General features: G+C 72.0%; 25 protein-coding genes. 12 read left to right on the top strand and 13 right to left on the bottom strand.

The genetic code is table 11. The features are described from left to right. The first annotated feature begins 23 nt into the window (after nt 1-23). From ybiA to KM933_RS19705, 4 genes are all read left to right on the top strand, one after another. Nucleotides 24-581, top strand: a complete 558-nt coding sequence (gene ybiA / locus KM933_RS19720; protein WP_221353999.1) for a riboflavin biosynthesis intermediates N-glycosidase — start codon at nt 24-26, stop codon at nt 579-581. A gap of 136 nt (nt 582-717) precedes the next feature. Next, nucleotides 718-1,800, top strand: a complete 1,083-nt coding sequence (locus KM933_RS19715; protein WP_221354053.1) for an adenosine deaminase — start codon at nt 718-720, stop codon at nt 1,798-1,800. A gap of 25 nt (nt 1,801-1,825) precedes the next feature. After that, the gene (locus KM933_RS19710; RefSeq protein WP_221353997.1) at nt 1,826-2,512 is read left to right on the top strand and encodes a glycerophosphodiester phosphodiesterase; all 687 of its coding nucleotides are present in this window, start codon (nt 1,826-1,828) and stop codon (nt 2,510-2,512) included. Nucleotides 2,513-2,665: 153 nt separating this feature from the next. Continuing rightward, on the top strand, nt 2,666-3,904 hold the full coding sequence (locus tag KM933_RS19705) for a serine hydrolase domain-containing protein (RefSeq protein WP_221353995.1): 1,239 nt from the start codon (nt 2,666-2,668) through the stop codon (nt 3,902-3,904). A 30-nt stretch (nt 3,905-3,934) separates the two neighbouring features. Here the strand turns inward: KM933_RS19705 and KM933_RS19700 are convergent, their stop codons facing one another. The 3 genes from KM933_RS19700 to KM933_RS19690 form a co-directional block, all read right to left on the bottom strand. After that, on the bottom strand, nt 3,935-4,534 hold the full coding sequence (locus KM933_RS19700) for a PadR family transcriptional regulator (RefSeq protein WP_221353993.1): 600 nt from the start codon (nt 4,532-4,534) through the stop codon (nt 3,935-3,937). 24 nt (nt 4,535-4,558) lie between these two features. Next, nucleotides 4,559-5,395 (bottom strand): SGNH/GDSL hydrolase family protein, encoded by an 837-nt coding sequence (locus KM933_RS19695; protein ID WP_221353991.1) that lies wholly within the window; start codon nt 5,393-5,395, stop codon nt 4,559-4,561. A gap of 176 nt (nt 5,396-5,571) precedes the next feature. After that, a complete protein-coding gene (locus KM933_RS19690; RefSeq protein ID WP_221353989.1) occupies nt 5,572-7,017 on the bottom strand; it encodes a gamma-aminobutyraldehyde dehydrogenase in 1,446 nt (481 codons plus the stop codon). Between the two features lie 272 nt (nt 7,018-7,289). Here KM933_RS19690 and KM933_RS19685 point away from each other — a divergent pair, with 272 nt between their 5' ends. The 7 genes from KM933_RS19685 to KM933_RS19655 all read left to right on the top strand — a co-directional run bounded on the left by KM933_RS19685 (nt 7,290) and on the right by KM933_RS19655 (nt 14,443). Further along, nucleotides 7,290-7,814 (top strand): Lrp/AsnC family transcriptional regulator, encoded by a 525-nt coding sequence (locus tag KM933_RS19685; RefSeq protein ID WP_221353987.1) that lies wholly within the window; start codon nt 7,290-7,292, stop codon nt 7,812-7,814. Then, nucleotides 7,799-9,181 carry an aspartate aminotransferase family protein gene (locus KM933_RS19680; protein WP_221353985.1) on the top strand — a complete coding sequence of 461 codons (1,383 nt, stop codon included), beginning with the start codon at nt 7,799-7,801 and terminating at the stop codon, nt 9,179-9,181. Before KM933_RS19685 ends, KM933_RS19680 begins: the two co-directional genes overlap by 16 nt. A gap of 368 nt (nt 9,182-9,549) precedes the next feature. After that, nucleotides 9,550-10,287, top strand: coding sequence for an ABC transporter ATP-binding protein (locus KM933_RS19675; RefSeq protein WP_221353983.1), 738 nt, complete (start codon nt 9,550-9,552; stop codon nt 10,285-10,287). Further along, nucleotides 10,269-11,852, top strand: coding sequence for a hypothetical protein (locus KM933_RS19670; protein ID WP_221353981.1), 1,584 nt, complete (start codon nt 10,269-10,271; stop codon nt 11,850-11,852). The genes KM933_RS19675 and KM933_RS19670 overlap by 19 nt, the downstream gene beginning before the upstream one ends. Before the next feature lie 118 nt (nt 11,853-11,970). Next, nucleotides 11,971-12,378, top strand: coding sequence for a VOC family protein (locus KM933_RS19665; protein WP_221353979.1), 408 nt, complete (start codon nt 11,971-11,973; stop codon nt 12,376-12,378). 75 nt (nt 12,379-12,453) lie between these two features. Then, nucleotides 12,454-13,587, top strand: coding sequence for an LOG family protein (locus KM933_RS19660; protein ID WP_221353977.1), 1,134 nt, complete (start codon nt 12,454-12,456; stop codon nt 13,585-13,587). Nucleotides 13,588-13,753: 166 nt separating this feature from the next. Continuing rightward, nucleotides 13,754-14,443 carry an LAETG motif-containing sortase-dependent surface protein gene (locus KM933_RS19655; RefSeq protein WP_308013463.1) on the top strand — a complete coding sequence of 230 codons (690 nt, stop codon included), beginning with the start codon at nt 13,754-13,756 and terminating at the stop codon, nt 14,441-14,443. 112 nt (nt 14,444-14,555) lie between these two features. Here KM933_RS19655 and KM933_RS19650 read toward each other — a convergent pair whose 3' ends face one another. The 5 genes from KM933_RS19650 to rlmN form a co-directional block, all read right to left on the bottom strand. Then, nucleotides 14,556-15,410, bottom strand: coding sequence for a maleylpyruvate isomerase N-terminal domain-containing protein (locus KM933_RS19650; RefSeq protein WP_221353973.1), 855 nt, complete (start codon nt 15,408-15,410; stop codon nt 14,556-14,558). Between the two features lie 10 nt (nt 15,411-15,420). Continuing rightward, a complete protein-coding gene (locus KM933_RS19645) occupies nt 15,421-16,452 on the bottom strand; it encodes an ABC transporter ATP-binding protein (protein WP_221353972.1) in 1,032 nt (343 codons plus the stop codon). A 2-nt stretch (nt 16,453-16,454) separates the two neighbouring features. Then, entirely contained in the window at nt 16,455-18,239 is a 1,785-nt protein-coding gene (locus KM933_RS19640; protein ID WP_221353970.1) for an ABC transporter permease, read from the bottom strand. Beyond that, the gene (locus KM933_RS19635; RefSeq protein ID WP_221353968.1) at nt 18,215-19,336 is read right to left on the bottom strand and encodes a thiamine ABC transporter substrate-binding protein; all 1,122 of its coding nucleotides are present in this window, start codon (nt 19,334-19,336) and stop codon (nt 18,215-18,217) included. Before KM933_RS19635 ends, KM933_RS19640 begins: the two co-directional genes overlap by 25 nt. A 207-nt stretch (nt 19,337-19,543) precedes the next feature. After that, on the bottom strand, nt 19,544-20,650 hold the full coding sequence (rlmN, locus tag KM933_RS19630) for a dual-specificity RNA methyltransferase RlmN (protein WP_221353966.1): 1,107 nt from the start codon (nt 20,648-20,650) through the stop codon (nt 19,544-19,546). A 231-nt stretch (nt 20,651-20,881) separates the two neighbouring features. Here rlmN and KM933_RS19625 point away from each other — a divergent pair, with 231 nt between their 5' ends. Next, nucleotides 20,882-21,151 (top strand): hypothetical protein, encoded by a 270-nt coding sequence (locus KM933_RS19625; protein WP_308013462.1) that lies wholly within the window; start codon nt 20,882-20,884, stop codon nt 21,149-21,151. Nucleotides 21,152-21,260: 109 nt separating this feature from the next. Here the strand turns inward: KM933_RS19625 and KM933_RS19620 are convergent, their stop codons facing one another. The 5 genes from KM933_RS19620 to rpsB all read right to left on the bottom strand — a co-directional run bounded on the left by KM933_RS19620 (nt 21,261) and on the right by rpsB (nt 25,990). After that, the gene (locus tag KM933_RS19620; RefSeq protein WP_221353963.1) at nt 21,261-22,388 is read right to left on the bottom strand and encodes a phosphatidate cytidylyltransferase; all 1,128 of its coding nucleotides are present in this window, start codon (nt 22,386-22,388) and stop codon (nt 21,261-21,263) included. Continuing rightward, nucleotides 22,388-22,945 carry a ribosome recycling factor gene (frr, locus tag KM933_RS19615; RefSeq protein WP_149515371.1) on the bottom strand — a complete coding sequence of 186 codons (558 nt, stop codon included), beginning with the start codon at nt 22,943-22,945 and terminating at the stop codon, nt 22,388-22,390. The genes KM933_RS19620 and frr overlap by 1 nt, the downstream gene beginning before the upstream one ends. A gap of 120 nt (nt 22,946-23,065) precedes the next feature. Next, nucleotides 23,066-23,839 carry a UMP kinase gene (pyrH, locus tag KM933_RS19610; protein WP_221353936.1) on the bottom strand — a complete coding sequence of 258 codons (774 nt, stop codon included), beginning with the start codon at nt 23,837-23,839 and terminating at the stop codon, nt 23,066-23,068. Nucleotides 23,840-24,044: 205 nt separating this feature from the next. After that, nucleotides 24,045-24,881 carry a translation elongation factor Ts gene (tsf, locus tag KM933_RS19605; protein ID WP_221353934.1) on the bottom strand — a complete coding sequence of 279 codons (837 nt, stop codon included), beginning with the start codon at nt 24,879-24,881 and terminating at the stop codon, nt 24,045-24,047. Between the two features lie 152 nt (nt 24,882-25,033). After that, nucleotides 25,034-25,990, bottom strand: a complete 957-nt coding sequence (gene rpsB, locus KM933_RS19600) for a 30S ribosomal protein S2 (protein WP_221353932.1) — start codon at nt 25,988-25,990, stop codon at nt 25,034-25,036. Nucleotides 25,991-26,227 lie beyond the last annotated feature (237 nt).

Here is a 26,227-nt window from a genome sequence, read left to right as displayed (position 1 = left end):
TGGCGGATGCCACACTCGTGCGCATGGGGGAGAACACATCACGGACCGCACTGGTCAGCGCGGTCCGGGCGGGGACGAAGGTCAAGTACCTGTACTTCTGGGGGCACCGGGCACGGGCGGACGGACGGATCGGGGCGAGCTGTCTGAGCCAGTGGTGGCCGTCGCCGTTCACGGCGGACGGGGTGGGGTACCGGACGGCCGAGCACTGGATGATGGCGCACAAGGCACGGCTCTTCGGCGACGCGCGGGCGGAGCGGCTGGCGCTGGAGGCGCCGGACGCCGCGCTCGCCAAGAAGGCGGGCCGGCTGGTCCAGGGGTTCGACGAGGCCGTGTGGGAGCGGGAGCGGTTCGGGATCGTGGTGGAGGGGAGTGTGCGGAAGTTCGCCTCCGACGAGGCGCTCCGCGGGTTCCTGCTGGGCACGGGGGAGCGGGTGCTGGTGGAGGCCAGTCCCGTGGACCGGGTCTGGGGCATCGGCCTCGCCGCGGACGACGACCGCGCGGCCGACCCCGCCCGCTGGCAGGGCCAGAACCTCCTGGGCTTCGCCCTGATGGAGGCAAGGTCCCGCTTGAGGTCCGCCTGACGGCCGCGGGTGCGCGGGGGTTGCCCGCACCCCTCGGGGAGGGGCCGCGCCCCGTCCCGCCCAGGGGCGCGGGGAACGCCGCGACCGGTCCCCACCGGGCCGCCGCCTACGATGACCCCGAGCCACCGATCAGCCGATCACCCGCGCCCGCCGCACGGCGACAGGGCGCTGTTCCCGGGAGGAACCCTTGACCGACCTGCACGCCTTCATCGCCGGACTACCCAAGGCCGAACTGCACGTCCACCACGTCGGCTCAGCCTCCCCCCGGATCGTCTCCGAACTGGCCGCCCGCCACCCCGACTCCAAGGTGCCGACGGACCCCGAGGCCCTGGCCGACTACTTCACGTTCACGGACTTCGCGCACTTCATCGACGTGTACCTGTCCGTCGTCGACCTCATCCGCACCCCCGAGGACGTGCGGCTCCTCACCTACGAGGTCGCCCGCGACATGGCCCGCCAGCAGATCCGCTACGCCGAGCTGACGATCACCCCGTTCTCGTCGACCCGCCGCGGTATCGACGAGGGGGCCTTCATGGACGCGATCGAGGACGCCCGCAAGGCCGCCGAGGCCGACTTCGGCACCGCCCTGCGCTGGTGCTTCGACATCCCCGGCGAGGCGGGACTCGAATCCGCCGAGGAGACCGTCCGGCTGGCCACCACCGACCGGCTCCGCCCGGAGGGCCTGGTCTCGTTCGGGCTCGGCGGGCCCGAGATCGGCGTACCCCGGCCGCAGTTCAAGCCGTACTTCGACCGGGCGATCGCGGCCGGCCTGCACTCCGTCCCGCACGCGGGCGAGACGACGGGCCCGGAGACCGTCTGGTCCGCGCTGACGGACCTGCGCGCCGAGCGCATCGGCCACGGCACGAGTTCCGCCCGCGACCCGGAGCTCCTCGCGCACCTCGCCGGGCACCGCATCCCGCTGGAGGTCTGCCCCACCTCCAACATCGCCACCCGCGCGGTCCGCACCCTCGACGAGCACCCGCTCAGGGCGTTCGTGGACGCGGGGGTCGTCGTCACGATCAACTCCGACGACCCGCCGATGTTCGGCACCGACCTCAACAACGAGTACGCGGTCGCCGCCCGCCTCCTCGGCCTCGACGAACAGGGCCTCGCCGCGCTCGCCAGGAACGCCGTCGAGGCGTCCTTCCTCGACGCGCCGGGCAAGGCGGCGCTCACCGCGGAGATCGACACCTACACCGCCGGGTGGCTCGCGCCCTGAGAAGGCGCACCAGCACAATGGGCCGATGCGTACCGTGACTGCCGTGGCCCATCGCGGCGACCCCTACCGTGTCCGTGAGAACACGGTCGACTCCCTGCGTTCCGCGCTCCGCCGGGGCGCGGACGCCGTGGAGATCGACGTCCGGCTGACCCGCGACGGCGTTCCCGTGCTGCTGCACGACGACACGCTGCGGCGCCTGTGGGAGCACGACCGGCCGCTGCGGTCGCTCTCCGCCGACGAGGTGCGGGGGCTGACGTCGGGCGGGGTCCCCTCGCTGGAGGAGGCCCTCAAGGCGACGGACGACGGCCGCCTCATGATCGACCTGCCGGGCCCGGCGGACGCCCGCGCCGTCCGCCGGATCGTCGGTGCCGTGCGCGACTTCGGCGCCGAGGAGCGCGTGTACTACTGCGCGGGCGCCGGGGCCATGCTCGCGGTCCGCGCGGCCGACCCCGCCGCGGAGATCGCCCTCACCTGGACGAGCCTGGCCCCGCCGCGGCCCGCGCTGCTCGACGCGGTCCGGCCGCGGTGGCTCAACTACCGGTTCCCCCTCGCGAGCCGCGACCTGGTCGAGCGGGTGCACCGCGACGGGTACCTGGTCTCGGTGTGGACGCCCGACACCCGGCGGTCCATGCGGCGGCTCCTCGACGCGGGCGTCGACTCGATCACGACGAACCGCGTCGACACCCTGTGCGCCCTGCGCCGGCAGCCCTGACCGGCCCCTGAGGGGAATCCCTGACAACACCCTTGATCTGCCCGGCGGTTGCCCGGGGCCGGGTCAGGGGTGCCGCCCTCCTCGGAGAGGATCCGCGAGGCGGCGTACGACCGGAGGATGAAGGTCGTCGATCACCACTCCGGGAGTCCGCCGATGCCTGTCCGTCTCCATCTCCGTGCCCGTACCCGTGCCCGTGCCCGTACCGCCTGCGCCGTCGCCGTGGTCCTGGGCCTGACCGCCGGCCCCCTGGCCGGGACCGCCCTCGCCACTCCCTCCTCCCCCTCCTCCCCCACGCTCACCGTCCGGGAGTCCGCCGAACGGGGTTCCGCCGAAGGGGAGTCCGCCGGGCGGCACACCGTGGACCCGCGCACCGAGCGGGCCCTGCGCGCCGCGGTCCGGGGACTCCCGGACGACGACGCGACGGCCGCGCTGGTACGCGTGTCGGGCACGGACGGCAGCTGGCGGGGCAGCGCCGGGGTGCGCGATCTGCCGAGCGGCCGGGCGGCGCTGGAGGACGGGCGCTTCCGCGCCGGCTCCACCACCAAGGTCGTCACCGCGGCCGTCGTGCTCCAGCTGGCCGCCGAGGGCGGGGTGGACCTGGACGGCCATGTCCAGACCTACCTCCCGGGCCTCCTGCCGGAGGCGTTCGAGCCGATCACCGTACGGCAGCTGCTCACCTTCACCAGCGGGCTGAAGCCGGGTTCGTCGCTCGGGGACGTGGCCGGGGAAGGGTACGAACGGCGGTACGAGACGCTGACCCCCGAGGAGGTCGTGGCCGCGTCGGCCGCCCGGGGTCCCGCCGCCCGCCCCGGCGAACGGCAGCAGTACGGCAACATCGACTACACCGTGCTCGGTCTGCTGATCGAGGAGGTCACGGGCGACTCGTACGAGCACCAGGCGGCCGTACGGGTCCTGCGGCCGGCCGGTATGCGGCACACGTCCTTCCCCGGCGGCCCCGACCCGCGCATCCACGGGCCGCACAACCGCGGCTACCAGAGGCTGGCGGACGGCAGGCTGGTGGACGCCACCGAGTGGAACATGTCGGACCGGTGGGCCGCGGGCGACATGATCTCCACGACGGCGGACCTGGAGCGACTGCTGCACGCGCTGTTCCGGGGCCGGCTGGTCCCCCGGCCGCTGCTGGAGAAGGAGATGTTCACCCTGCCCGACGTGCCCGGCGCGACCATGAGCGCCGGCCTCCAGCGGTTCGACCCGGGCGACGGCAGGATCCTGTGGCTGAAGTCGGGGGCGCGCCCGGGGTACAGCACGGTCGTGGCCGCGACGCGCGACCTCTCCCGCACGCTCGTGTACTCGGTCGACGCGACGGACGCGAAGAGCGAGGACATGAACCCGGTGGCCGAGCGGATCGTACGGGCGGCGTTCGGCGGGTGAGGCCGGCCGCGGCGCACGGGCGCTCCGGTCTCACGCCCGGGCGCGGGCGGACCCGCCGCCGAGCGCGGCGGTGCGCTGCGCGAGGCGCTTCAGGACGGTCTCGCCCCACTGGAGGTTCGCCCGTTCCAGGGCCATGCCGCCCTGGAGGGTGAGGTAGGGGCCGACGCGGTCGGCGGTGGCGAGGTACTCGTCCTCGGTGCGTCCGGCCAGCATCCGTTCCTGCATGCGCCGGTAGCGGGCGAGTTTGGCGGTGGCCCGCTCCACGCGCTCGGCCACCGCGGCCCGTACGGCCTCGATGTCGCCGGTGTCCCCGATGTCGACGCACTGGACCTTGACCATCAGTTCGTCCCTGATGGCCAGGGGCTTCGAGGGGCCCTGGGCCACGTACGCGCGCAGGACCCGGCGGCCGGCCTCGGTGAGCGAGAAGAGCCGTTTGTTGGGCCGGCGCTCCTGCTGGACGACCCGGGCGCGGACGAGCCCCTCGCCCTCCATGCGCTCCAGCTCGCGGTAGAGCTGCTGGGGGGTGGCCATCCAGAAGTTGGCGACCGATGCCTCGAAGCCCTTGGCGAGGTCGTACCCGGACGCCTCGCCCTCCAGGAGCGCGGCCATCACCGCGTTGCGCAACGCCATGGGCCCAAGCTAGCACCGCGTTGATTACTCAAGAGCACGACCAGTGGGCGGGAGCAGGGCGGGCGGAGGCGCGGCGGACGGGAGCGCTGCGGGCGGGAGCAGGTCCGGTCGCTTGGCCTGCCGTCCGTCGCCCGACGAGCGGCCCCGGACCCGCCGCAGGAGCCAGGGCCCCAGGAAGCCGCCGGCCCACCGCAGCTCCGCCGCGACGCCCCGCAGACCTCCGGGCGCCGGTGCGCCGGGAGGCAGCGGCAGCGTCCAGGTGTCGTCGCTGCCCGGCAGACCGAGGGCGTGCGCGACCGCGGCGGCGATCCGCGCGTGGCCGAGCGGGCTCGCGTGCAGCCGGTCCGGACTCCACAGCCGGGGGTCCGTCACCGCGGCGTGGGCGGAGAGGTCGGCGACGGCCACCCCGTGGCGTCCGGCCGCCTCCCTGATGCGGGCGTTGAGAGCGAGGACCCGGCGGCCGACCGGCCGTGCCAGCGGGGTGATCCGGCCGACGTCGGGGAAGGTCACCGTCGCCACGCGGGCGCCCTGCCCGGTCAGGGCGGCGAACATCGCCTCCAGATGGCCCGCCGTCTCGTCCGCGTCGAAGCGGGGCCGCAGCAGGTCGTTCATCCCGGCCACCACGGTGGCCAGGTCTGGCCTCAGCGCGAGGGCGGGCGGAAGCTGCTCGGCGCGCACCTGCCCGGCGAGACGCCCGCGGACGGCGAGGTTGGCGTACAGCAGGTCCGGGCACCCCGCCGCGGCCTCCTCCGCGAACCGGTCGGCGCACCCGCGCAACCCGAGCACGTCGTCGCCGTCGCCGAGCCCTTCGGTCTGGCTGTCCCCCAGGGCGACGTACCGCAGGTATCCGCGCTCGGACACGGGGGACCGCCTTTCCTCATAGCCTACGAGTACTCTATTCACTTTGTTGAGTATGGCAAGGGGCGGCAGGAAGCGGCGAGGGGCGGCCGGGACGGACGTCACGCGGCCCCGGGCGGAGGTGACTCCGCCCGGGGCCGCGTACCGCGTACCACGCGCGAGGAAGACGGGCGGACGGCTCAGCCCAGCGACGTCATGACGTGCTTGATGCGCGTGTAGTCGTCGAAGCCGTAGCCCGAGAGGTCCTTGCCGTACCCGGACCTCTTGAAGCCGCCGTGCGGCATCTCCGCGACCAGCGGGATGTGCGTGTTGATCCACACGCAGCCGAAGTCGAGGACCTTGGACATGCGCATCGCGCGTGCGTGGTCCTTCGTCCAGACGGAGGAGGCGAGGGCGTACTCGACGCCGTTCGCGTACGCCACGGCCTGGGCCTCGTCCGTGAAGGACTGGACGGTGATGACGGGACCGAAGACCTCGTTCTGGATGATCTCGTCGTCCTGCTTCAGGCCGGAGACGACGGTCGGGGCGTAGAAGTAGCCCTTCTCTCCGACCCGGTGGCCGCCCGCCTCGACCCTGGCGTGGGCGGGGAGCCGCTCGATGAAGCCGCTGACCTGCTTCAGCTGGTTCGGGTTGTTGAGCGGTCCGTACAGCACGTCCTCGTCGTCCGGGAGGCCCGTCTTCGTGTCGGCGGCCGCCTTGGCCAGCGCGGCCACGAACTCGTCGTGGACGGACTCCTGGACGAGGACGCGGGTGGCGGCCGTGCAGTCCTGGCCCGCGTTGAAGAAGCCCGCCACCGCGATGTCCTCGACGGCCTTGGCGATGGCCGCGCTGTCGAGGTCCTCGAACACCACGACGGGTGCCTTGCCGCCGAGCTCCAGGTGGACCCGCTTGACGTCCTTGGCGGCGGACTCGGCGACGGAGATACCGGCCCGTACGGAACCGGTGATGGACGCCATGGCCGGGGTCGGGTGCTCGACCATGAGGCGGCCGGTGTCGCGGTCGCCGCAGATGACGTTGAAGACGCCCTCGGGGACGATCGAACCGATGATCTCGGCGATCAGGACCGTGGAGGCCGGGGTGGTGTCGGACGGCTTGAGCACGACCGTGTTGCCCGCGGCGAGCGCCGGGGCGAACTTCCACACGGCCATCATCATCGGGTAGTTCCACGGCGCGACCTGCGCGCAGACGCCGATCGGCTCACGGCGGACGATCGAGGTCAGGCCCTCCATGTACTCGCCGGCCGACCGGCCTTCGAGCATCCGCGCCGCGCCCGCGAAGAAGCGGATCTGGTCGACCATCGGCGGGATCTCCTCGGACCGGGTCAGCCCGACGGGCTTGCCCGTGTTCTCGACCTCGGCGGCGATGAGTTCCTCGGCGCGCTCCTCGAAGGCGTCCGCGATCCTGAGGAGTGCCCTCTGGCGCTCGGCGGGGGTCCGGTCGCGCCAGGCGGGGAAGGCCGCGGCGGCGGCCTCCATCGCCGCGTCGACGTCGGCCCGGCCGGACAGCGGCGCGGTGGCGTACGCCTCGCCCGTCGCGGGGTTGACCACGTCCGTGGTCCGTCCATCGGCGGCATCGCGGAACTCTCCGGCGATGTAATTGCGCAGACGACGCAGCTCGGTGCTCACTGCCCGGCCCTCCTGTCGGATGTCCTGTGTCCTGGTGTCCCGTACCCGGCGTCCCGCACCCCGTGCCCCGCGCCCCGTGCCGCGCGGTCGGCGCCGTGCGGCCCGCGCCCTGCGGCCCGGGTGTCCACCGGCTGAGACGCCCGGGCTCCACCCTAATCCTCACCCCGACGTTTTCAACACCCCCACCGATCCCATAACTGCGAAATCCGCAGACTGGGAACACCTAGACAACGAATTTCATCGATCGCACCTTGCGGAACTGTCGAGCCCTCATGCACAGTGAGCGCGTGGCCAGTCGAAGCGCAGAACCCAGGGATCCCCGGGACTCCCGCGAGCCCAGGAACGGCTCTCCCCAGCCGGATGCCGTCTCCCTCGCCATCATCGAGCAGCTCCAGGAGGACGGCCGCCGCCCGTACGCCGCGATCGGCAAGGCCGTCGGCCTCTCCGAGGCGGCCGTGCGCCAGCGCGTCCAGAAGCTGCTCGACCAGGGCGTGATGCAGATCGTCGCCGTCACGGACCCGCTCACCGTGGGCTTCCGCAGGCAGGCGATGGTGGGCATCAACGCCGACGGGGACCTCGAACCGGTCGCCGACGCGCTGACCGCCATGCCGGAGGTCGAGTACGTGGTGATGACCGCGGGCTCCTTCGACATCCTCGCCGAGATCGTCTGCGAGGACGACGACCACCTGCTGGACGTCATCAACAAACGCATCCGGGTCCTGCCCGGCGTGCGCTCCACCGAGAGCTTCGTCTACCTCAAGCTCAAGAAGCAGACCTACATGTGGGGAACCCGATAGCCGTGACTGCCAAGGACCTCAGCCGCACCGCGTACGACCACCTGTGGATGCACTTCACCCGCATGTCCTCGTACGAGGACGCGCCCGTCCCCACGATCGTCCGTGGCGAGGGCACCTACATCTACGACGACCGGGGCAAGCGCTACCTCGACGGTCTCGCCGGCCTGTTCGTGGTCCAGGCGGGCCACGGCCGTGCCGAACTGGCCGAGACGGCCGCCAGGCAGGCCCAGCAGCTGGCCTTCTTCCCCATCTGGTCCTACGCCCACCCCAAGGCCGTCGAGCTGGCCGAGCGCCTCGCGCACCACGCTCCGGGCGACCTGAACAAGGTCTTCTTCACCACGGGCGGCGGCGAGGCCGTCGAGACGGCGTGGAAGCTCGCCAAGCAGTACTTCAAGCTCCGGGGGAAGCCGACCAAGTACAAGGTCATCTCGCGCGCGGTGGCCTACCACGGGACCCCGCAGGGCGCCCTGTCGATCACCGGTCTGCCCGCCCTGAAGGCCCCGTTCGAGCCGCTGGTCCCCGGCGCCCACAAGGTCCCGAACACCAACATCTACCGCGCGCCGCTCTTCGGTGACGACCCGGAGGCCTTCGGGCGCTGGGCCGCCGACCAGATCGAGCAGCAGATACTCTTCGAGGGCCCGGAGACGGTCGCCGCCGTCTTCCTGGAGCCCGTGCAGAACGCGGGCGGCTGCTTCCCGCCCCCGCCCGGCTACTTCCAGCGGGTGCGGGAGATATGCGACCAGTACGACGTGCTGCTCGTCTCGGACGAGGTCATCTGCGCCTTCGGCCGGCTCGGCACGATGTTCGCCTGCGACAAGTTCGGTTACGTACCGGACATGATCACCTGTGCCAAGGGCATGACGTCGGGGTACTCCCCGATCGGCGCCTGCATCATCTCGGACCGGCTCGCCGAGCCGTTCTACCAGGGAGACAACACGTTCCTGCACGGGTACACCTTCGGCGGGCACCCGGTGTCGGCGGCCGTGGGCCTCGCGAACCTCGACATCTTCGAGCGCGAGAAGCTCAACCAGCACGTGCTGGACAACGAGAGCGCGTTCCTGTCCACCCTGCAGAAGCTGCACGACCTGCCGATCGTCGGCGACGTCCGCGGCAACGGCTTCTTCTACGGCATCGAACTCGTCAAGGACAAGGCCACCAAGGAGACCTTCACGGACGAGGAGTCGGAGCGGGTGCTCTACGGCTTCGTCTCGAAGAAGCTCTTCGAGTACGGCCTCTACTGCCGCGCCGACGACCGCGGCGACCCGGTCATCCAGCTGTCGCCCCCGCTGATCTCGGACCAGTCGACGTTCGACGAGATCGAGGGGATCGTCCGCCAGGTCCTGACGGAGGCATGGGCGGAGCTGTGACCCCGGGCCGTCGCTTCTGGGGGACGCGGGGAACTGCGCGCTCAGCCCGGACCCACCCGCACCCGACGACAGGGCTGCGCCGCCCCCGGCCCCCGTTCCGCCTCCGGTTCCGCCTCCGGTTCCGATGCACTGAATCCGTTGAGCTGAAACTGTGATCAACACCGGCCCCGGTGCCGCCCGTCCGAGTGAGAAAGGGCGCCCCGGGGCCGTGTGCTGTCCGGCCTCCGCGCCCCGACTACCTAGCGTGCCCAGTGACCGATCGGCCCTGCCTTCGTTCCCCCGGCCGGGGGGCCGTGCGCCCTTCCAGGGACCGTGCGGCCCTCCGGGCCGCCCGGGCAGCGCGAATCAGATCTGAAGAGGTGTACGCGATGGTGGCTCCGCCGGACGACGACGTGCTGTGGGCACGTGCCCTGCACGTCAGGCACGACGGCGCACCCGCACTCACCGGCGTCTCGCTCGGGGTGCGCGAGGGCGAGATCCTCGCCGTCGGCGGTCCGCGCGGCAGCGGCAAGACGACCCTGCTCCGGTGCCTGTCGGGACAGCTCCTGGCCCAGGAGGGCGAGGTCCGGTTCGACGGCACCCCCCTCCACACCCTGGGCCGGGCGGCCCGCGAGCGGCTGCGCCGCGACCGCTTCGGCTGGATCGACCCGGCCCCGGTCCTCGTTCCGGAACTGAACGCCTGGGAGAACGCGGCCCTGCTCCTGATGCTGCGCGGCGTCGGCCGCCGCCGCTCCAAGGCGACCGCCCTGGAGTGGCTGGACCGCTTCGACATCGGCGGCTGCGCCCGCAAACGCCCGTGCGCCCTGCGGCACGCGGAACGCCAGCGCGTGGCCATCGCCCGCGCCCTGGCACCCGCGCCGACCGTGATCTTCGCCGACGAGCCCACCGCGCCGCTGCACCGCGCGGACCGCGCCCAGGTGCTGCGTACGCTCACCACGGCGGCCCGTTCGCACGGGATCGCCGTCGTCCTGGCCACGCACGACGCGGAGACCGCGGCGTTCGCCGACCGCACGGTGTCGCTGCTCGACGGACGGCGCGTGGACACCGTCCATCTGCCGCCGGTCGGCGAGACGGAAGGCCGGGCCACGTGCTCGCTCTCCGCCTAGTGCGCGGGGCCGGCCCCGCCGTCCAGTTCCGCAGGCTCCTCGTCGCGGCGGCGTCGGCGGGCACGGGCTTCCTGCTGCTGTGCACCCTCGGGTACGCGCTGGGACACCCGGAGACCCCCGCGGCCGCCGCGCTCCGGCTCGCCTGGTGCACCGTCCCGATCGCCGCCACCGTGCAGTTCGCGGCCGCCGTCGCCCGTACCGACCCGGCCACCCGGCCCCGCCAGGGGCTCTCGGCGATCGGCCTGGGCCCCGGGCGGCTGCTGCTCCTCACGGTCCTCTCGACCGCCGTGTCCTGCACGCTGGGCTCGGCGGCCGCCCTGCTGCTCTTCCTGCACCTGCGGGGCGGCCTGTCCGACCTCCCCTTCGACGGCGAGGCGGCCGTCCTCCTCGCCGCGAACCAGCCGCTGCCCCTGCCGGCCGCGCTCACGCTGCTGACGCTGGTACCGGTCCTCGCGTCGGTGGCCGCCACGGCGGTGCTGCGCCCGCGGGCCGTTCTGAGGCCGGGCCCCGCACCGGGCGGGCGCCCGGGCCGCCTGGGCGGCTTCGGGGGCTACGGCCGCTCCACGGACCGCGTCGGCTTCGGCGCGTACGGACGTTTCGGCGCCCGCGCCCCGGCGGGGCCTGCCGGGCGGGCGGAGGACCGGTCCGGCGCCGGGCGTGCGGAACGCGGCGCACCGGAGGGCTCCAGGGTCGTCACGCTCGACGTGCCCCGCCGCCCGGGCGCCCTACGCCGCTCCACCGCGCCTGCCGCACCCGCCGCCGCCCACCCCGCCCCCGCGGGGCTCGACGCACACGCACACCACCCGGCAGGCTCGGCGAACCCGGGCGGTCCGGGCGGTCCGGACCGTCCGGACCGTCCGGGCGGCCCGGGCGGTCCCGGCGGTCCCGGTAGCGCAACCGGTCCGGACGCACCGGCCGGGCCACCCGGTGGGAACGGCGCCCCCGGCACGGCCACCGACGCCCTCGACGGCCTCCCCTGGGGTGCCGCCGTCGTCGCCGTCGGGCTCGCCGTGGAGACGTACGCCGGGCGGGCCGCCCCCGCGCACGGCGGCCCCCCGCTCCCCGGCGGAACCACCGGCGGGTCCTTCTGGGTGCTCGTCGGCTGGGCCCTCACCGCGATCGGGCTGGCGCTGGCCGGCCCCGCGCTCGCGCACCTCAGCGGCCGGCTGCTCCAGGCCGTACGGCCGAGCGCCCCGCGGCTGCTCGCCGGACGCGTCCTCATGGAGGAGGCGACCCGCATCGGCCGCCCCCTCGGGGTGGTGTGCGCCGTGGGGTCGGGCGCGTACGCCCTGGCCGTGCTGCGCACCGGCGCGCGCCCCGACATCGGCCCCCTCACCACGCTCGGCGCGCTGATCGTCGCCGGGTGCACCGTCGCGACGCTCCTGACCGCCGCCGTCGAGGCGAAGGAGGCGCGCTCCGACACCACGGCGGCCCTGCTGAGGATCGGCGCGCCCGCCGGGTCCCTGCGGTCCGCGGCCGCCCTCCGTGCCGCTGCCCTGTTCCTCGTCCTCACCCCGCTGACCTGGGTGATCGCGCAACTCGCGGCGCTGCCCCTGACCCGCTGAACCACGAAGGCGAAGGGAGCGGCCGACCGTACGAAAAAACTTCGCGCGTACCGATGATTTTCTGCCGGTCCCCCGGTCCACCCCTTCGAACAGCGACTCACCCGACGGAGGGCCTCCCATGTACCAGCAGATGATTTTCGTGAACCTGGCCGTGAACGACGTGGACGCGTCGAAGAAGTTCTTCACGGAGATCGGCTACACGATCAACGCGGAGTTCTCGGACGAGCACTGCGCCTCCGTCGTCATCAGCGACTCGATCGTCGCGATGCTGCTGAGCAAGCAGCGCTACGCGGACTTCACGAAGAAGGAGATCGCGGACCCGACGAGGACCAGCGAGGTGATCCTGTGTCTCAGCGCCGAGAGCCGCGAGAAGGTGGACGAGCTGGTCGACAGGGCGCTGGCGGCGGGCGGCTCGGCGAGCGGGGAGCCCCAGGACCACGGCTTCATGTACGGGCGCGCCTTCGACGACCCGGACGGCCACACCTGGGAGGTCATGTGGATGGACCCGGCGGCCGCCCAGGGCTGATCCCCGGCCACACCCGCGACGGCCCGCGCCCGTCGGCGGACCGTGCCGATGGGCGGGCCGTGCTTACATGGGCGGGTGCAGACCAGCCCCGCCCATGTGGCGCACCACGACGACCGTGAGATCGAGACGCTGGAGGAGTTCGACGCGACCGTCTCGGCACGCGGCACCCTCGCCGGCTTCCGCGTCCAGGCCGTCGACCTGACGGACCGTACGCGGGAGTTGCTCGCCAGCGACACGGCGGGCGCCGTCTTCCTGGGCTGCCCGATGCGGGAGAACGCGGCGGCGAAGATACGCGCCGACGGCGCCCTGGTCTTCCCGCCCCTCCCCGGCCTGCCGTTCGATCCCTACCGCGGTCACCTCTACACGCCCGACGAGCTGTTCGGCTCCCTCGACAAGGGCTACGAGGAGACGCCGGACGCCCTGGCGTACGCCTGGTTCCAGCGGACCAGGGCGGACGGGGACATCTACGCCTCCATGCTGCGCTCCGTCCACGACGACGCCGTCTCCGACGCCCTGGACGAACTCCTGCGCGGCACGCGGGTGGTGGGCGTGATGGGCGGTCACGCGATCGCGCGCGGCACGGACGCGTACGGCGGCGCGGCCCGGCTCGGCCGCGCGCTCACCCGCACCGGTTTCGCGGTGGCGACGGGCGGCGGCCCCGGCGCGATGGAGGCGGCGAACCTCGGTGCGTACGCCGCCCCGTACGACGACGCCATGCTGGGCGAGGCGTGCGAACTCCTCGCCGGGGCACCGTCGTTCGTGCCGTCGGTGACGAACTGGGCGCGCGCCGCCTTCGAGGTGCGCCGCCGCTGGCCCGCGGGCGCCACCTCGGTGGGCATCCCCACCTGGTTCTACGGGCACGAGCCGCCGAACGCCTTCGCCTCGCACATCGCCAAGTACTTCGCCAACGCCACCCGTGAGGACGGCCTGCTGGCCCGCTCCGACGCGGGCGTGGTCTTCCTGCCCGGCGCCGCCGGAACGGTCCAGGAGGTCTTCGACAACGCGACCCCCAACTACTACGAGTCCCGCGGCGAACCCACCCCCATGGTCCTCGTGGACCGCGCCCACTGGACGGAACGCCTGCCCGCCTGGCCCCTGCTCCAGGCCCTCGCCCGCGACCGGTCGATGGAGTCCCGCATCGCGCTGGTGGACCGCATCGAAGAGGCCCCGGAAGCGCTGATCCGCATGTCGCGTGTAAATGAAACCTAAAAGCAAAGGGTCAAGACGGACACACGGATTGACAAGCGGAGACGCTGGCCAATAAACCTGTGAGGCGTCTGGGACTGCTGTTTCACGGCAACTCCCGCCACCCCCCTCGTTTTTGTGCATCCCGTGAAGGGCAATCGTGTCCATATCTCGCCGTACCGCACGTTCTGTGCGCATTCTCGGAGTTGCCTCCGCCTCGGCCGCGCTCACGCTCGGTCTCGCCGGCAACGCTCTCGCATGCAACATCAGCGAGTTCTCGGCCGTCGCCAAGTGCGACGGCACCAAGGGCGTCATCAGTGTCACCGACAAGGACCCGTCGGGCGTCAAGGCCACGGTCTCCGTCTTCCTGCAGTCGAACGGCGCCGATGAGAAGCGCGTCGGCGAGCAGGTGGTCGAGGGTACGCGCGAAGGCGTGACCATCGACTTCTCCGAGGACTGGAAGCCGAACACGACGTACCGCATCCACGTCAAGGCCGGCAACCAGGTCGACGAGGACATCAAGCCGAACCTCGTCACCCCGTCCGAGGCGTGCGAGTCGCCGGAGGCGTCCACGCCGCCGGCGACGCCGGAGCCCTCGGAGGAGCCCTCCTCCCCCTCGGAGCCGTCGGAGCCCTCGGAGGAGCCGGGATCCCCGGAGCCGTCCGAGCCCTCGAAGCCGTCGGAGCCCTCGGATTCGGAGAGCTCCCCCGCCGCGTCGACCGGCGAGAACAACCCCTCGCCCGCCGGTGAGTCGAACCTCGCCGAGACCGGTTCGAGCTCCAACACCGGTGCGATCGCCGGAATAGCGGCCGCGCTCGTGGCGGCCGGCGCCGGTGTGATGTTCGCACTGCGTCGCCGCGGCGCGTCGAACAACCGCTGACACCACCCGGTGCCTGCTGCTTGAGGCCGGCACCGGCTGCTGTACCTCGCCGTACCGTAGTGGCCCGCCCCCTCACCGAGGGGGCGGGCCACCGCCGTACCCGGCGCGGCTCTCAGCCGAACGACGCCCGCTCCAGCCAGAAGTCCAGCAGCTCCCGCTCTCCCAGCACCTCCAGCCGGCCGCCGTCCGGCGGAAGCCTCCGGTAGAAGGCGAGCAGCACCTCCGTCAGCGGCCCGCGCAGCGCGACCGTCGCCCTCTCGTGGCCGCGCCGCCAGTCGATGCCCTTCTCGCCGAACCCGACGAGCCACTCGGCGTCCAGCTCCGGCGCGGTGTCGGTGGCGTGCAGGTGGATGCTGCGGCCCGCGCCGCGCAGCTCCGCCACCGGATCACGGGGGTCCGTCCGCTGCCCGAACCGGACGATCTCCAGCCACTCGTCGATCGCGTCGACCGCCAGATCCGGCGCGACCTCGTACGCCGCCCCGGCCGTCCCCGACGCCCCGGCCGCCCTCCTCGCTCCAGTCCCCCCGGCTGTCCCGAGCGCCCCGGTCGCCGCGGCCGCGTCCGCCCGGTGGATCACCGTCTCGTGCGTCATGCGCCGCGCCCAGAAGCCCGCCGTGCCCTCCCAGGCCCAGGACCAGGCGGGGGCGTCCGCCCCGGCGGCGCGGAAGGTCCCGGCGGCCCGCTCGGCGCCCTCCGCGAGCCAGGCGTCGAGCGCGGCAGGGCTACTGTCCGCGGGGCCCCGCGCGCCCGCCACGTCCTCGACCGGTACCTCCCCGGTCGCCCCCGTCCGGACGATGTGCTCGGCCCAGCGGTGCGCCTCGCCCACGTGCACGGCGAGTCGCCGCAGCGTCCAGTCCGGGCAGGTCGGCACGGTGGCGGCGAGGTCGGCCCCGTCCAGACAGGACCGCAGCAGCGCGGTCTGCCCGACGACTTCGTCGCAGTAGCGGTCGTGCCCGAGTGGCGTCATGAGCCGCACCCTAGACGGCCCCGCCCCCTGCGAGCACGACGATTTCCGCCGCGTCGAAGGCCACCCCGACCTCCTCCCCGGGCTCGGGCGCGTCCCGCAGCGCGCACGCCGCCTCAAGCCGCGGCGCGCCCCCTGGCTGCAACTGCACGGCCACATGGGTGCCCCGGAAGGTCCGCGCGGCCACCGTGCAGCGCAGTCCCCGAGCGGCCGGTACGAGCCGTACGCCCGCTGGCCTCACGAGCAGCGTGACCTCGCCCTGCTGGGTGCCGGCGGGCACCGGCACCCTGCCCCAGGGGGTGTCCGCGGCCTCACCCGAGACCGTCGCCCCCGACACGTTCTCGAAGCCGAGGAACCGGGCCACGAACGCGTCGGCCGGGCGCTGCCAGACCTCACGCGGCGTACCCGACTGGGCGATCCGCCCGTCCCGCATCACGACGACCCGGTCGGCGAGCGCGAATGCCTCGCCCTGGTCGTGGGTGACCGCCAGCACGGTGGTGCCCAGCTCGCCGAAGAGCACCCGCAGTTCGACCACGAGCCGTTCGCGCAGCGAGCGGTCGAGCTGACCGAGCGGTTCGTCGAGCATGAGCAGCCGGGGCCGGGGGGCGAGGGCCCGGGCGAGGGCGACGCGCTGCTGCTCACCGCCGGACAGGGAGGCCACGGCCCGCCGGTGGGAGTCCGGCAGCCCGACGAGTTCCAGCAACTCGTCCACACGTGCCGCCTGCTGCCGTTTCGGATCGCCGTGCATGCGCAGTCCGAAGGCCACGTTGCCGGCGACGTCCCGCTGCGGGAACAGCTGGTGGTCCTGGAACATCAGGCCGACGCCCCGCCGGTGCGCGGGCACCCCGCCGAGGTCGCGGCCGTCCAGGAACACCCGTCCGCCGTCCGGGTGCTGCAGCCCGGCGACGGTCCTCAGCAGCGTCGACTTGCCGCTGCCGCTCGGTCCGAGGACGCACACGACCTCGTGCTCGGCGACGTCGAGTCCGACCCCGTCGAGCACGGCACGCCCGCCGAACCGCACGGTCACCCCTTCGAGCTTGAGCATCGTCAGAACTCTCCCGTCCGGTCGGGGCGAAGGCCGGTGCGAGGGTCGGCGCGAAGACCGGTGCGAAGGCCGGTACGAAGGTGTTCGAGGACCAGCAGCGCCACCGCGCACACCGCCATCAGGATGGTCGACAGGGCCATGGCCTGCCCGTAGTTGAGTTCGCCGGCCCGCCCCAGCAGCCGTGCCACGGCGACCGGCAGTGTCGGGTTGTCGGGCCGTGCGATGAAGACGGTCGCGCCGAACTCGCCCAGCGAGACGGCGAAGGCGAACCCGGCCGCGATCAGCAGCGCCCGCCGCACCATCGGCAGGTCGACCTCGCGCCACACCCGCCAGGGCGAGGCCCCGAGCACCGCCGCCGCCTCGCGCAGCCGCCCGTCCACGGCGCGCAGCACCGGCAGCATGGTCCGCACGACGAAGGGGACGCCCACCAGCGCCTGCGCGAGCGGCACGAGGATCCAGCTGCTCCGCAGGTCCAGCGGCGGCTCGTCGAGCGCGACGAGGAAGCCGAAGCCGACGGTCACGGCGGACACGCCCAGCGGCAGCATGAGCAGCGCGTCGAAGCCCCGTACGAGACGTCCGGCGTCCCGGCGGGCGAGGGCGGCGGCGGCCAGTGCGCCGATCAGCAGCGCGAGGGCGGTGGCGGCGAGGGCGTACCGCAGCGAGTTGCCGACGGCGTCGATCGGCGGGACCAGGAAGAGCCCGCCCTCGTCACTGGTCAGCGCCTCGTAGTAGCCGAGTCCGATACCGGGTCCGGGGGTGTCCAGCGACCGCTGGACGAGGACGGCCGGCGGCAGGACGAGCAGGACGGCGATCGTGGCGAGGACGGCGGCCAGCAGCGTCCACTGCCCCGCGCCGCGCGGTGGGCGCGCGGTCGTGGCGGCGTCGACCAGGCGCAGCGCGGTCTCCCGCCGCCGCACGGTCCACGCGTGGACGGCGAGGACCGCGCCCACCGCCGCGAACTGGATGATCGTCAGCACGGCGGCCGTCGACAGGTCGAAGATCTCCGAGGTCTGCCGGTAGATCTCGACCTCCAGCGTCGAGAAGGTGGGGCCGCCGAGGATCTGCACGACGCCGAAGGAGGTGAAGGTGAAGAGGAAGACCATGAGCGCGGCGGCGGCCACGGCCGGGCCCAGCGCCGGGAGCGTCACCGTGCGCCAGGCCGCGAACCGCGAGGCGCCGAGCATCCGCGCGGCCTCCTCCTGGCGCGGGTCGAGCTGCGACCAGAGACCGCCGACCGTGCGGACGACGACCGCGTAGTTGAAGAAGACGTGCGCGAGCAGGATGGCCCACACGGTCGTGTCCAGGCGTACGCCCCACAGCTCGTCCAGCAGCCCGCCGCGTCCGAGCAGTGCCAGGAAGGCCGTGCCCACGACGACCGTCGGCAGCACGAACGGTACGGTCACGACGGCCCGCAGAAGCTGCTTGCCCCGGAAGTCGAAGCGCGCGAACACGTACGCGCCGGGGAGCGCGATCAGCAGGGTGAGCGCGGTCGAGGCGAGCGCCTGCCAGGTCGTGAACCACAGGACGTGCCGGATGTCGGGCTGGGCGAGCACGTCCCAGATCCGCCCGAACCGCCAGACCCCGTCGGCCCTGAGCCCGCGCGCCGTGATCGCCGCGACCGGGTAGGCGAAGAAGAGCCCGAAGAACGCGACGGGCACGGCCATGAGACCGAGCCGCGCCGCGTTCCCCGTGCGCGGCGCGCGGGGCACGCGGGGCTTGCGGAACTCCCGGAACTCCCGGGGCTCCCGGGGCTCCCGGGGCTCTACTTCAGTACGAGCGAGGTCCATGCCTTGACCCACTCGTCGCGGTGGTCGGCGATCCTGGCGGGGTCCAGGGTCTCGGGGTCCTCGGCCCGCGGGCCGAACTCCGTGAACTCCCGGGGCACCTGCGCGCCCTCGCGCACCGGGTACACGAACATGTTGAGCGGCATGTCGTCCTGGAACCTCTTGCTGATCAGGAAGTCGACGAGGGCCTTGCCGCCCTTGCTGTTCCCGGCGTTGGCCAGCAGGCCCGCGTACTCGACCTGCCGGAAGCAGGTACCCTCCGCGACACCGGTCGGGGCGGTCTCCGGCCTCGGGTCGGCGTAGATGACCTCGGCGGGCGGCGACGAGGCGTACGAGACGACCAGCGGCCGGTCGCCCTTGGCCTTCCTGCCACCGGCGGACCCGGAGAACTCCTCGTTGTATGCCTGCTCCCAGCCGTCGACGACCTTCACGCCGTTGGCCTTGAGCTTCTTCCAGTAGTCCGGCCAGCCCTCGTCGCCGTACTTCGCGGCGGTGCCGAGCAGGAAGCCGAGGCCGGGCGAGGACGTCGAGGCGTTCGAGGTGACGAGGAGGTTCCGGTACGCCGGCTCGGCCAGATCGTCGAAGGACGCCGGCGGGTCCAGCTTCCGCTCGCTGAAGTACGCCTTGTCGTAGTTGACGCAGATGTCACCGGAGTCGATGGGGGTGACCCGGTGCTTGTCCTGGTCGACCCGGTACTCGGGCAGGATCCGGTCCGAGCCCTCGGCCTCGTACGGCTGAAACAGCCCGTTGTCGAGCGCACGCGACAGCAGGGTGTTGTCGACGCCGAAGAAGACGTCGCCCTGCGGGTTGTCCTTGGTGAGGATCGCCTTGTTGACGGCCTGCCCGGCGTCGCCGTCCTTGAGGACCCTGACCTCGTACCCGGACTCCTCCTCGAACTCCTCGAGCACGTCCTTGGTGTAGGCGAAGGAGTCGTGGCTGATGAGGGTCACGGTCTTCGCCCCCGAGCCGTCGCCGCCGGAGCCGGAGGACCCGCACGCGGTGAGCGAGGCGAGCCCGAGTCCGGTGACCGCGACCACGGCGACGGCCCTACGGCCGGCGCCGCCGACACCCACGCCCCTGGTGATGCCTGTGATGTCCATGATGTTCCTCCTGGTTGACCAGGAAGAGACGCGGCCCTGCCCGGGACCTCGGTCGGGTCCCGGGCAGGGCGCAACAGCTTGAGTGGTGACCGAACTTCCTACCCAGAATGACCTGGGCGAGGTTCAGAGGGTCTGCGGGCTCTCCCGCACTCTCAGCGCTGTGGCGCTCCCCTGTCGGAATATGAAGATGTGGGTACGGACGCCAGACTACCGCTCGGTGGCCGCGAGCTGCCCGCACGCCCCGTCGATCTCCTGACCACGGGTGTCCCGGACGGTGACGGGTACCCCGTGGGCGGCGATCGCCTCCACGAACGCCTTCTCGTCCTCGGGCCGCGAGGCGGTCCACTTGGAGCCGGGCGTCGGGTTCAGCGGGATCAGGTTCACGTGCACCGGCTTGCCCTTGAGCAGCCGCCCGAGCCGGTCACCACGCCACGCCTGGTCGTTGATGTCCCGGATGAGCGCGTACTCGATGGAGAGCCGGCGCCCCGACCTGGCCGCGTACTCCCAGCCGGCGTCCAGCACCTCCCGTACCTTCCACCGCGTGTTGACCGGCACGAGGGTGTCACGCAGCTCGTCGTCCGGCGCGTGCAGGGAGATGGCCAGGCGGCACTTGAACCCCTCGTCGGCGAACCGGTGGATGGCGGGGACGAGACCGACGGTCGACACGGTGATCCCGCGCTGCGACAGTCCGAGCCCGTCCGGCTCGGGGTCGGTGAGCGCCCGGATGGACTGGACGACCCGCTTGTAGTTGGCGAGGGGCTCGCCCATGCCCATGAAGACGATGTTGCTGAGCCGCGCCGGCCCGCCGGGGATCTCCCCGTCACGCAGCGCGCGCATGCCGTCGACGATCTGGTGCACGATCTCGCCCGTCGACAGGTTCCGGTCGAGGCCGGCCTGCCCGGTCGCGCAGAACGGGCAGTTCATCCCGCAGCCGGCCTGCGAGCTGATGCACATGGTGACCCGGTCCGGGTAGCGCATCAGCACGGACTCGACGAGGGTCCCGTCGAAGAGCCGCCAGAGGGTCTTGCGGGTGGTGTCCCCGTCGGTGGACAGGTGCCGTACGACCGTCATCAGCTCGGGCAGCAACGCCTCCTGCAGCTTGGCGCGCGACCCGGCCGGGATGTCGGTCCACTGCTCCGGATCGTGCGCGAACCGCGCGAAGTAGTGCTGCGAGAGCTGCTTGGCACGAAACGGCTTCTCACCGACCGCGGCGACGGCCTCCTTACGCTCGGCAGGCGTGAGGTCGGCAAGGTGCCGCGGCGGCTTCTTGGCTCCGCGGGGGGCGACGAATGTGAGTTCTCCGGGTGCAGGCATAACACGTCCAGTGTCGCAGATCGAATCATGTGACCCGGGCCGCGAGCCGTGCGGGGCGGTTGTCCCGCCACGCCGTTCGGCCGGGAATGCCGTTCCGGGTACCGCTCCAGGATCTAGAATCGAACGCATGTCCGAAAAAATGTTCTGTCCGCATCCCTCGCGCGGCGTCCGGGAAGGGGCGGGTCGCACCGACGGCGCCTCTGTCGCCGACGCCGGCCCCGGGGTGGTGCTGTGAACCGCGGCCGGTCGCAGTCCGGGGGCGCGGGGACCGCGCCCGTCGTCGTTCATCGCGCGGCCGGTGGCGGCGGGCGCCGGGTGTCGATCCACGCCCGGGTCGCGGGTCTCGCCCACAGCGATGCCGACGTGGTGGAGTTCCTGCGCCGCGCGGGCCTGCCGGACGCGGGGGAACTGCTGGACGATCCGCAGTGGGTGGAGTGGCAGGACGGACGGCCCCATGAGTACGACGGTGAACGGCCCCAAGAGTACGACGGCACGGACTGACGGCGCCGCGGCCCGTCTGCCGGCCGCCGTGCACCGCGCCGTACGTGGCGGACCCCCGGCCTGGCCCGGCCGGGGGTCCTCCGCACTGCTCATGGAGCAGGTACGACGATCAGCTCGATCCGACGAAGAGCACCAGGAGCAGCCACACCACCGGAGCGGTCGGCAGCAGTGAGTCCAGTCGGTCCATGATTCCGCCGTGGCCCGGGAGCAGGGTGCCCATGTCCTTGATCCCCAGGTCCCGCTTGATCATCGACTCGCCGAGGTCGCCGAGCGTGGCGCTGCCGGCGACCGCGAGGCCGAGGATCAGCCCTTGCCACCAGGTGCCGTCGTCGATGAGGAACTGCATGCACAGCGCGCCCGCCGCCATGGCGAAGGCGATCGCGCCGAGCAGGCCCTCGCGGGTCTTGCCGGGGCTGATGCGCGGAGCCAGCTTGTGCTTGCCGAAGCGCCAGCCGACCGCGTACGCACCCGTGTCGCTGACCACGGCCAGCAGCAGGAACGTCAGGACCCGGCGCGCACCGTCGTCCGCGGTGAGCATCATCGCCACGAACGTGGCGAGGAACGGGATGTAGAAGGCCGCGAAGACCCCCGCGGTGACGTCCTTGAGGTAGCCCTCGGGCGGTTCCGTCATCCGCCAGACCAGGACCGCGAGCGCGGTGAGCGCCATCGCCACCCAGGCGCCCTCGGGCCCGCGGACGTACCCTGCGACGACCATCGCCGCACCGCCCAGTGCCAGCGGCACGAGCGGCGCCCTGATGTTCTTGCGCTCCGCGAGCCTCGACGTGAGTTCCCACAGACCGACCACGACCGCGACCGCTATGACCCCGATGAAGGCTGCCTTGACGACGAACAACGACACGGCGATCACCGCGCCGAGCCCGACACCGACCCCTATGGCAGCGCTCAGATCGCGGCCCGCGTTCTTCTTCTGCGGCGCGGGGACGGGCTGTGCGGCGCTGGTCATGGGCTCCTGCGGATTCTGCGACGGAGCCAGGTACGGCGGCGTCGGCGGCGTCTCGTCGCGGAACAGGGGGCCGCCCGTCCGAGCGGCCCCCCGGTCGTCATCCTGGTTTCCGCCATGCGCGGGTACGTCGGGCACGATGGGCATGGGGCGAGTCTGCTGCGCGTGGTGCGCGTCGTACGCGGGACCCGCCGGGGCAGCCCCCTGGACAGGCCCTCGGTCGGACGGCCCCCAGTACCCGGCTTGTGGCGGCGCCCCCCAGGAAGAGTCGTTCATCAGACCTCGAGCAGCTCAGCTTCCTTGTGCTTGAGCAGCTCGTCCACCTGGGCGACGTACTTCGCGGTGGTGTCGTCGAGCTCCTTCTCCGCACGGCGGCCCTCGTCCTCGCCGACCTCGCCGTCCTTGATCAGCTTGTCGATGCCGTCCTTGGCCTTGCGGCGGACCGAACGGATCGAGATCTTGGAGTCCTCGGCCTTGGTCCGGGCCACCTTGATGTAGTCCTTGCGGCGCTCCTCGGTGAGCTCGGGGAACACCACCCGGATGATGTTGCCGTCATTGCTCGGGTTGACGCCGAGGTCGGAGTCGCGGATCGCCTGTTCGATGTTGCGCATCGCGCTCTTGTCGAACGGGGTCACCACGGCCATGCGCGGCTCGGGCACCGAGAACGAGGCCAGCTGGTTGATCGGTGTCAGCGCGCCGTAGTAGTCCGCCACGATCTTGTTGAACATCGCCGGGTGCGCACGGCCGGTGCGGATCGCGGCGAAGTCCTCCTTGGCGACCACGACGGCCTTCTCCATCTTCTCCTCGGCCTCGAGGAGGGTCTCTTCGATCACCACTTGCTCCTGCGTGTCTTGAGTAGGCCCGGCTGCGGTTCCTTGACGGGTAGGCGGCCGGCTGCGTCGCGTCTTGTTCCTGCACGGTTCCCGACCGGCAGGACATTGTCCATCCCCCGGTCAGGCCCGACCGCCCGGGTCACCCACAAGCGTGCCGATCTTCTCACCCTTGACCGCCCGAGCGATATTGCCCTCGGCAAGAAGCTCGAAGACGAGGATGGGCAGCTTGTTGTCGCGGCACAGGGTGATCGCGGTCATGTCCGCGACCTTGAGGTCGCGGGTGATGACCTCGCCGTAGCTGAGCGCGTCGAACTTGACCGCTTCGGGGTTGGTCTTGGGGTCGGAGTCGTAGACCCCGTCCACACCGTTCTTGCCCATGAGCAGCGCTTCCGCGTCGATCTCCAGGGCGCGCTGGGCGGCGGTGGTGTCCGTGGAGAAGTACGGCATGCCCATGCCTGCGCCGAAGATGACCACGCGGCCCTTCTCCAGGTGGCGCACGGCCCGCAGCGGGATGTACGGCTCGGCGACCTGCCCCATGGTGATGGCGGTCTGCACGCGCGAGTCGATGCCCTCCTTCTCCAGGAAGTCCTGGAGGGCGAGGCAGTTCATGACGGTGCCGAGCATGCCCATGTAGTCGGAGCGGGCCCGGTCCATGCCGCGCTGCTGCAGTTCCGCCCCGCGGAAGAAGTTGCCGCCGCCGATGACGACGGCGATCTGGGCACCGCCGCGGACCACCGCGGCGATCTCCCGGGCCATCGTGTGCACCACGTCGGGGTCGACGCCGAGTGCCCCGCCACCGGCGAATGCCTCACCGGAGAGCTTCAGCAGGAAGCGGCCGGAGCCCTTGCCGGTGTCGCCCTTGTCGTCTGTGTCGGCGGCCTGGGTGGTGGTCATGGAGATCTCGCCTCTTTACCTGTCGCACGTGTCGCACATACGGAGGAGGCCATTGCCGGTGGGGTGTTGTTCGCATCCCATGCGCGGCAATGGCCTCCTCGTCAGATCTGCTGCCGTCCGCGCGTCCGCGCGTGGCGGTGTACGCGACCGACACGGACGACTGCTGTCGACCCTAGCGGGATCGCGCGTCGATCGCGGTACGGACTCAGATGCCGACCTTGATGCGCGAGAAGCGCTTCAGGGTGACACCGGCCTCGTCCAGGACCTTCTGGACGGACTTCTTCTGGTCGAGCGCGTACGGCTGGCCGAGGAGGGTGGCCTCCTTGAAGAAGCCGTTGACGCGACCCTCGACGATCTTCGGGAGCGCGGCCTCGGGCTTGCCCTCGGCGCGCGTGGTCTCCTCGGCGACGCGACGCTCGGACTCGACGACCTCGGCCGGGACGTCCTCGCGGGAGAGGTACTTCGGCGCGAAGGCGGCGATGTGCTGGGCGACACCCTTGCCGAGCTCGGCGTCGGCCTTGTCCAGCTCGACCAGGACACCGATCTGCGGGGGCAGGTCGGGCATGGTGCGGTGCATGTACGCGGTCACGTAGGCGCCGGAGAACTGCGCGAAGCGGTCCAGGACGATCTTCTCGCCCAGGTTCGCGTTGGCCTCGTCGACGAACGTCTGGACCGTCTTGCCGGACTCGATCTCCGAGGCGAGGAGCGCCTGGATGTCGGCCGGGGAGGTGGCGGCGACGTGCTGGGCGATCTGCTGGGCGACGGCCTGGAACTTCTCACCCTTGGCGACGAAGTCCGTCTCGCACTTCAGCTCGACCAGGACACCGGAGGTGTTGTCGTCGGCGATGATGGAGACCACGGCGCCGTTCTCGGCGGAGCGGCCCTCGCGCTTGGCGACGCCCTTCTGGCCCTTGATGCGCAGCGCCTCGACGGCCTTGTCGACGTCGCCGTCGGCCTCGTCCAGCGCCTTCTTGCAGTCCATCATGCCGGCGCCGGTGAGCTCACGGAGCTTCTTGACGTCGGCGGCGGTGTAGTTCGCCATGATCTGTGAATCTCTTCTCGGAGTTCGAAGTCTCTGCAGTCGGCGTCCGCCGCTGATCGGGCGGGCGTCCACCGAAGATCTACGGGCTGGGGGTGAACGGCGGGCGACGCACCGGGCGCCGCCCGCCCTCACTCAACCGTGACGCTGGATCGTCAGGCCTGCTCGGCGTCGGCCGGCTTCTCGGCCTCGGCGGCGGGGGCCTCGGCGTCAGCCGGAGCCTCGGCGTCGGCGGCGGGCGCCTCGGCGGCCGGAGCCTCGGCCTCGGTCTCGGCGTCGGCGTCGGCGGCCGGAGCCTCGGCGGCGGGCGCCTCGGCAGCGGTCTCGTCGGCCTTCTTCTCGCCGCCCTCGAGCAGGTCGCGCTCCCACGCGGCGAGCGGCTCGCCCGCGGCCTTGTCGCCCTCGGCGGCCTTGCCGGCGCCGGAGCGGGCGATGAGGCCCTCGGCGACGGCGTCGGCGATCACGCGGGTGAGCAGGGTGACGGAGCGGATCGCGTCGTCGTTGCCCGGGATCTTGTAGTCGACCTCGTCGGGGTCGCAGTTGGTGTCGAGGATGGCGACGACCGGGATGTTGAGCTTCCGGGCCTCACCGACCGCGATGTGCTCCTTCTTGGTGTCCACGATCCAGACGGCGCTGGGCACCTTGGACATCTCGCGGATACCGCCGAGGGTCTTCTCCAGCTTGGCCTTCTCGCGGGAGAGGACGAGCAGCTCCTTCTTGGTGAGGCCGGACGCGGCCACATCCTCGAAGTCGATCTGCTCCAGCTCCTTGAGGCGCTGCAGACGCTTGTAGACGGTCGAGAAGTTGGTGAGCATGCCGCCCAGCCAGCGCTGGTTCACGTAGGGCATGCCGACGCGGGTCGCCTGCTCGGCGATGGCCTCCTGCGCCTGCTTCTTCGTGCCGACGAACATGACCGTGCCGCCGTGGGCGACGGTCTCCTTGACGAACTCGTAGGCGCGGTCGATGTACGACAGCGACTGGAGCAGGTCGATGATGTAGATGCCGTTGCGCTCCGTGAAGATGAAGCGCTTCATCTTCGGGTTCCAACGACGGGTCTGGTGACCGAAGTGGACGCCGCTCTCCAGCAGCTCCCGCATCGTGACGACGGCCATGGCCGTACTCCTTGGTGTTCTCGGTTGTGCCGCGTCCGCCGGACGGCGGTCGCGCCTGACGCCCGCGTTGCGCCGTGCCACTAGGGACCGAGGGGCGCTGACATCGGCTGTTCGACAACCTGACGTCGGGGCGTGCGAAGTCGACCCGGTGACCCGGATCGCCACAAGAAGTGTACGGGACCGGCGGGGCGCCGGATGACGCCGTTGTCCACAACCGACGGGTACTCCACAGATCCC

The organism is Streptomyces beigongshangae, assembly GCF_019710745.1.
Classification (GTDB): domain Bacteria; phylum Actinomycetota; class Actinomycetes; order Streptomycetales; family Streptomycetaceae; genus Streptomyces; species Streptomyces beigongshangae.
This window is presented reverse-complemented; position numbering and strand designations above follow the sequence as displayed.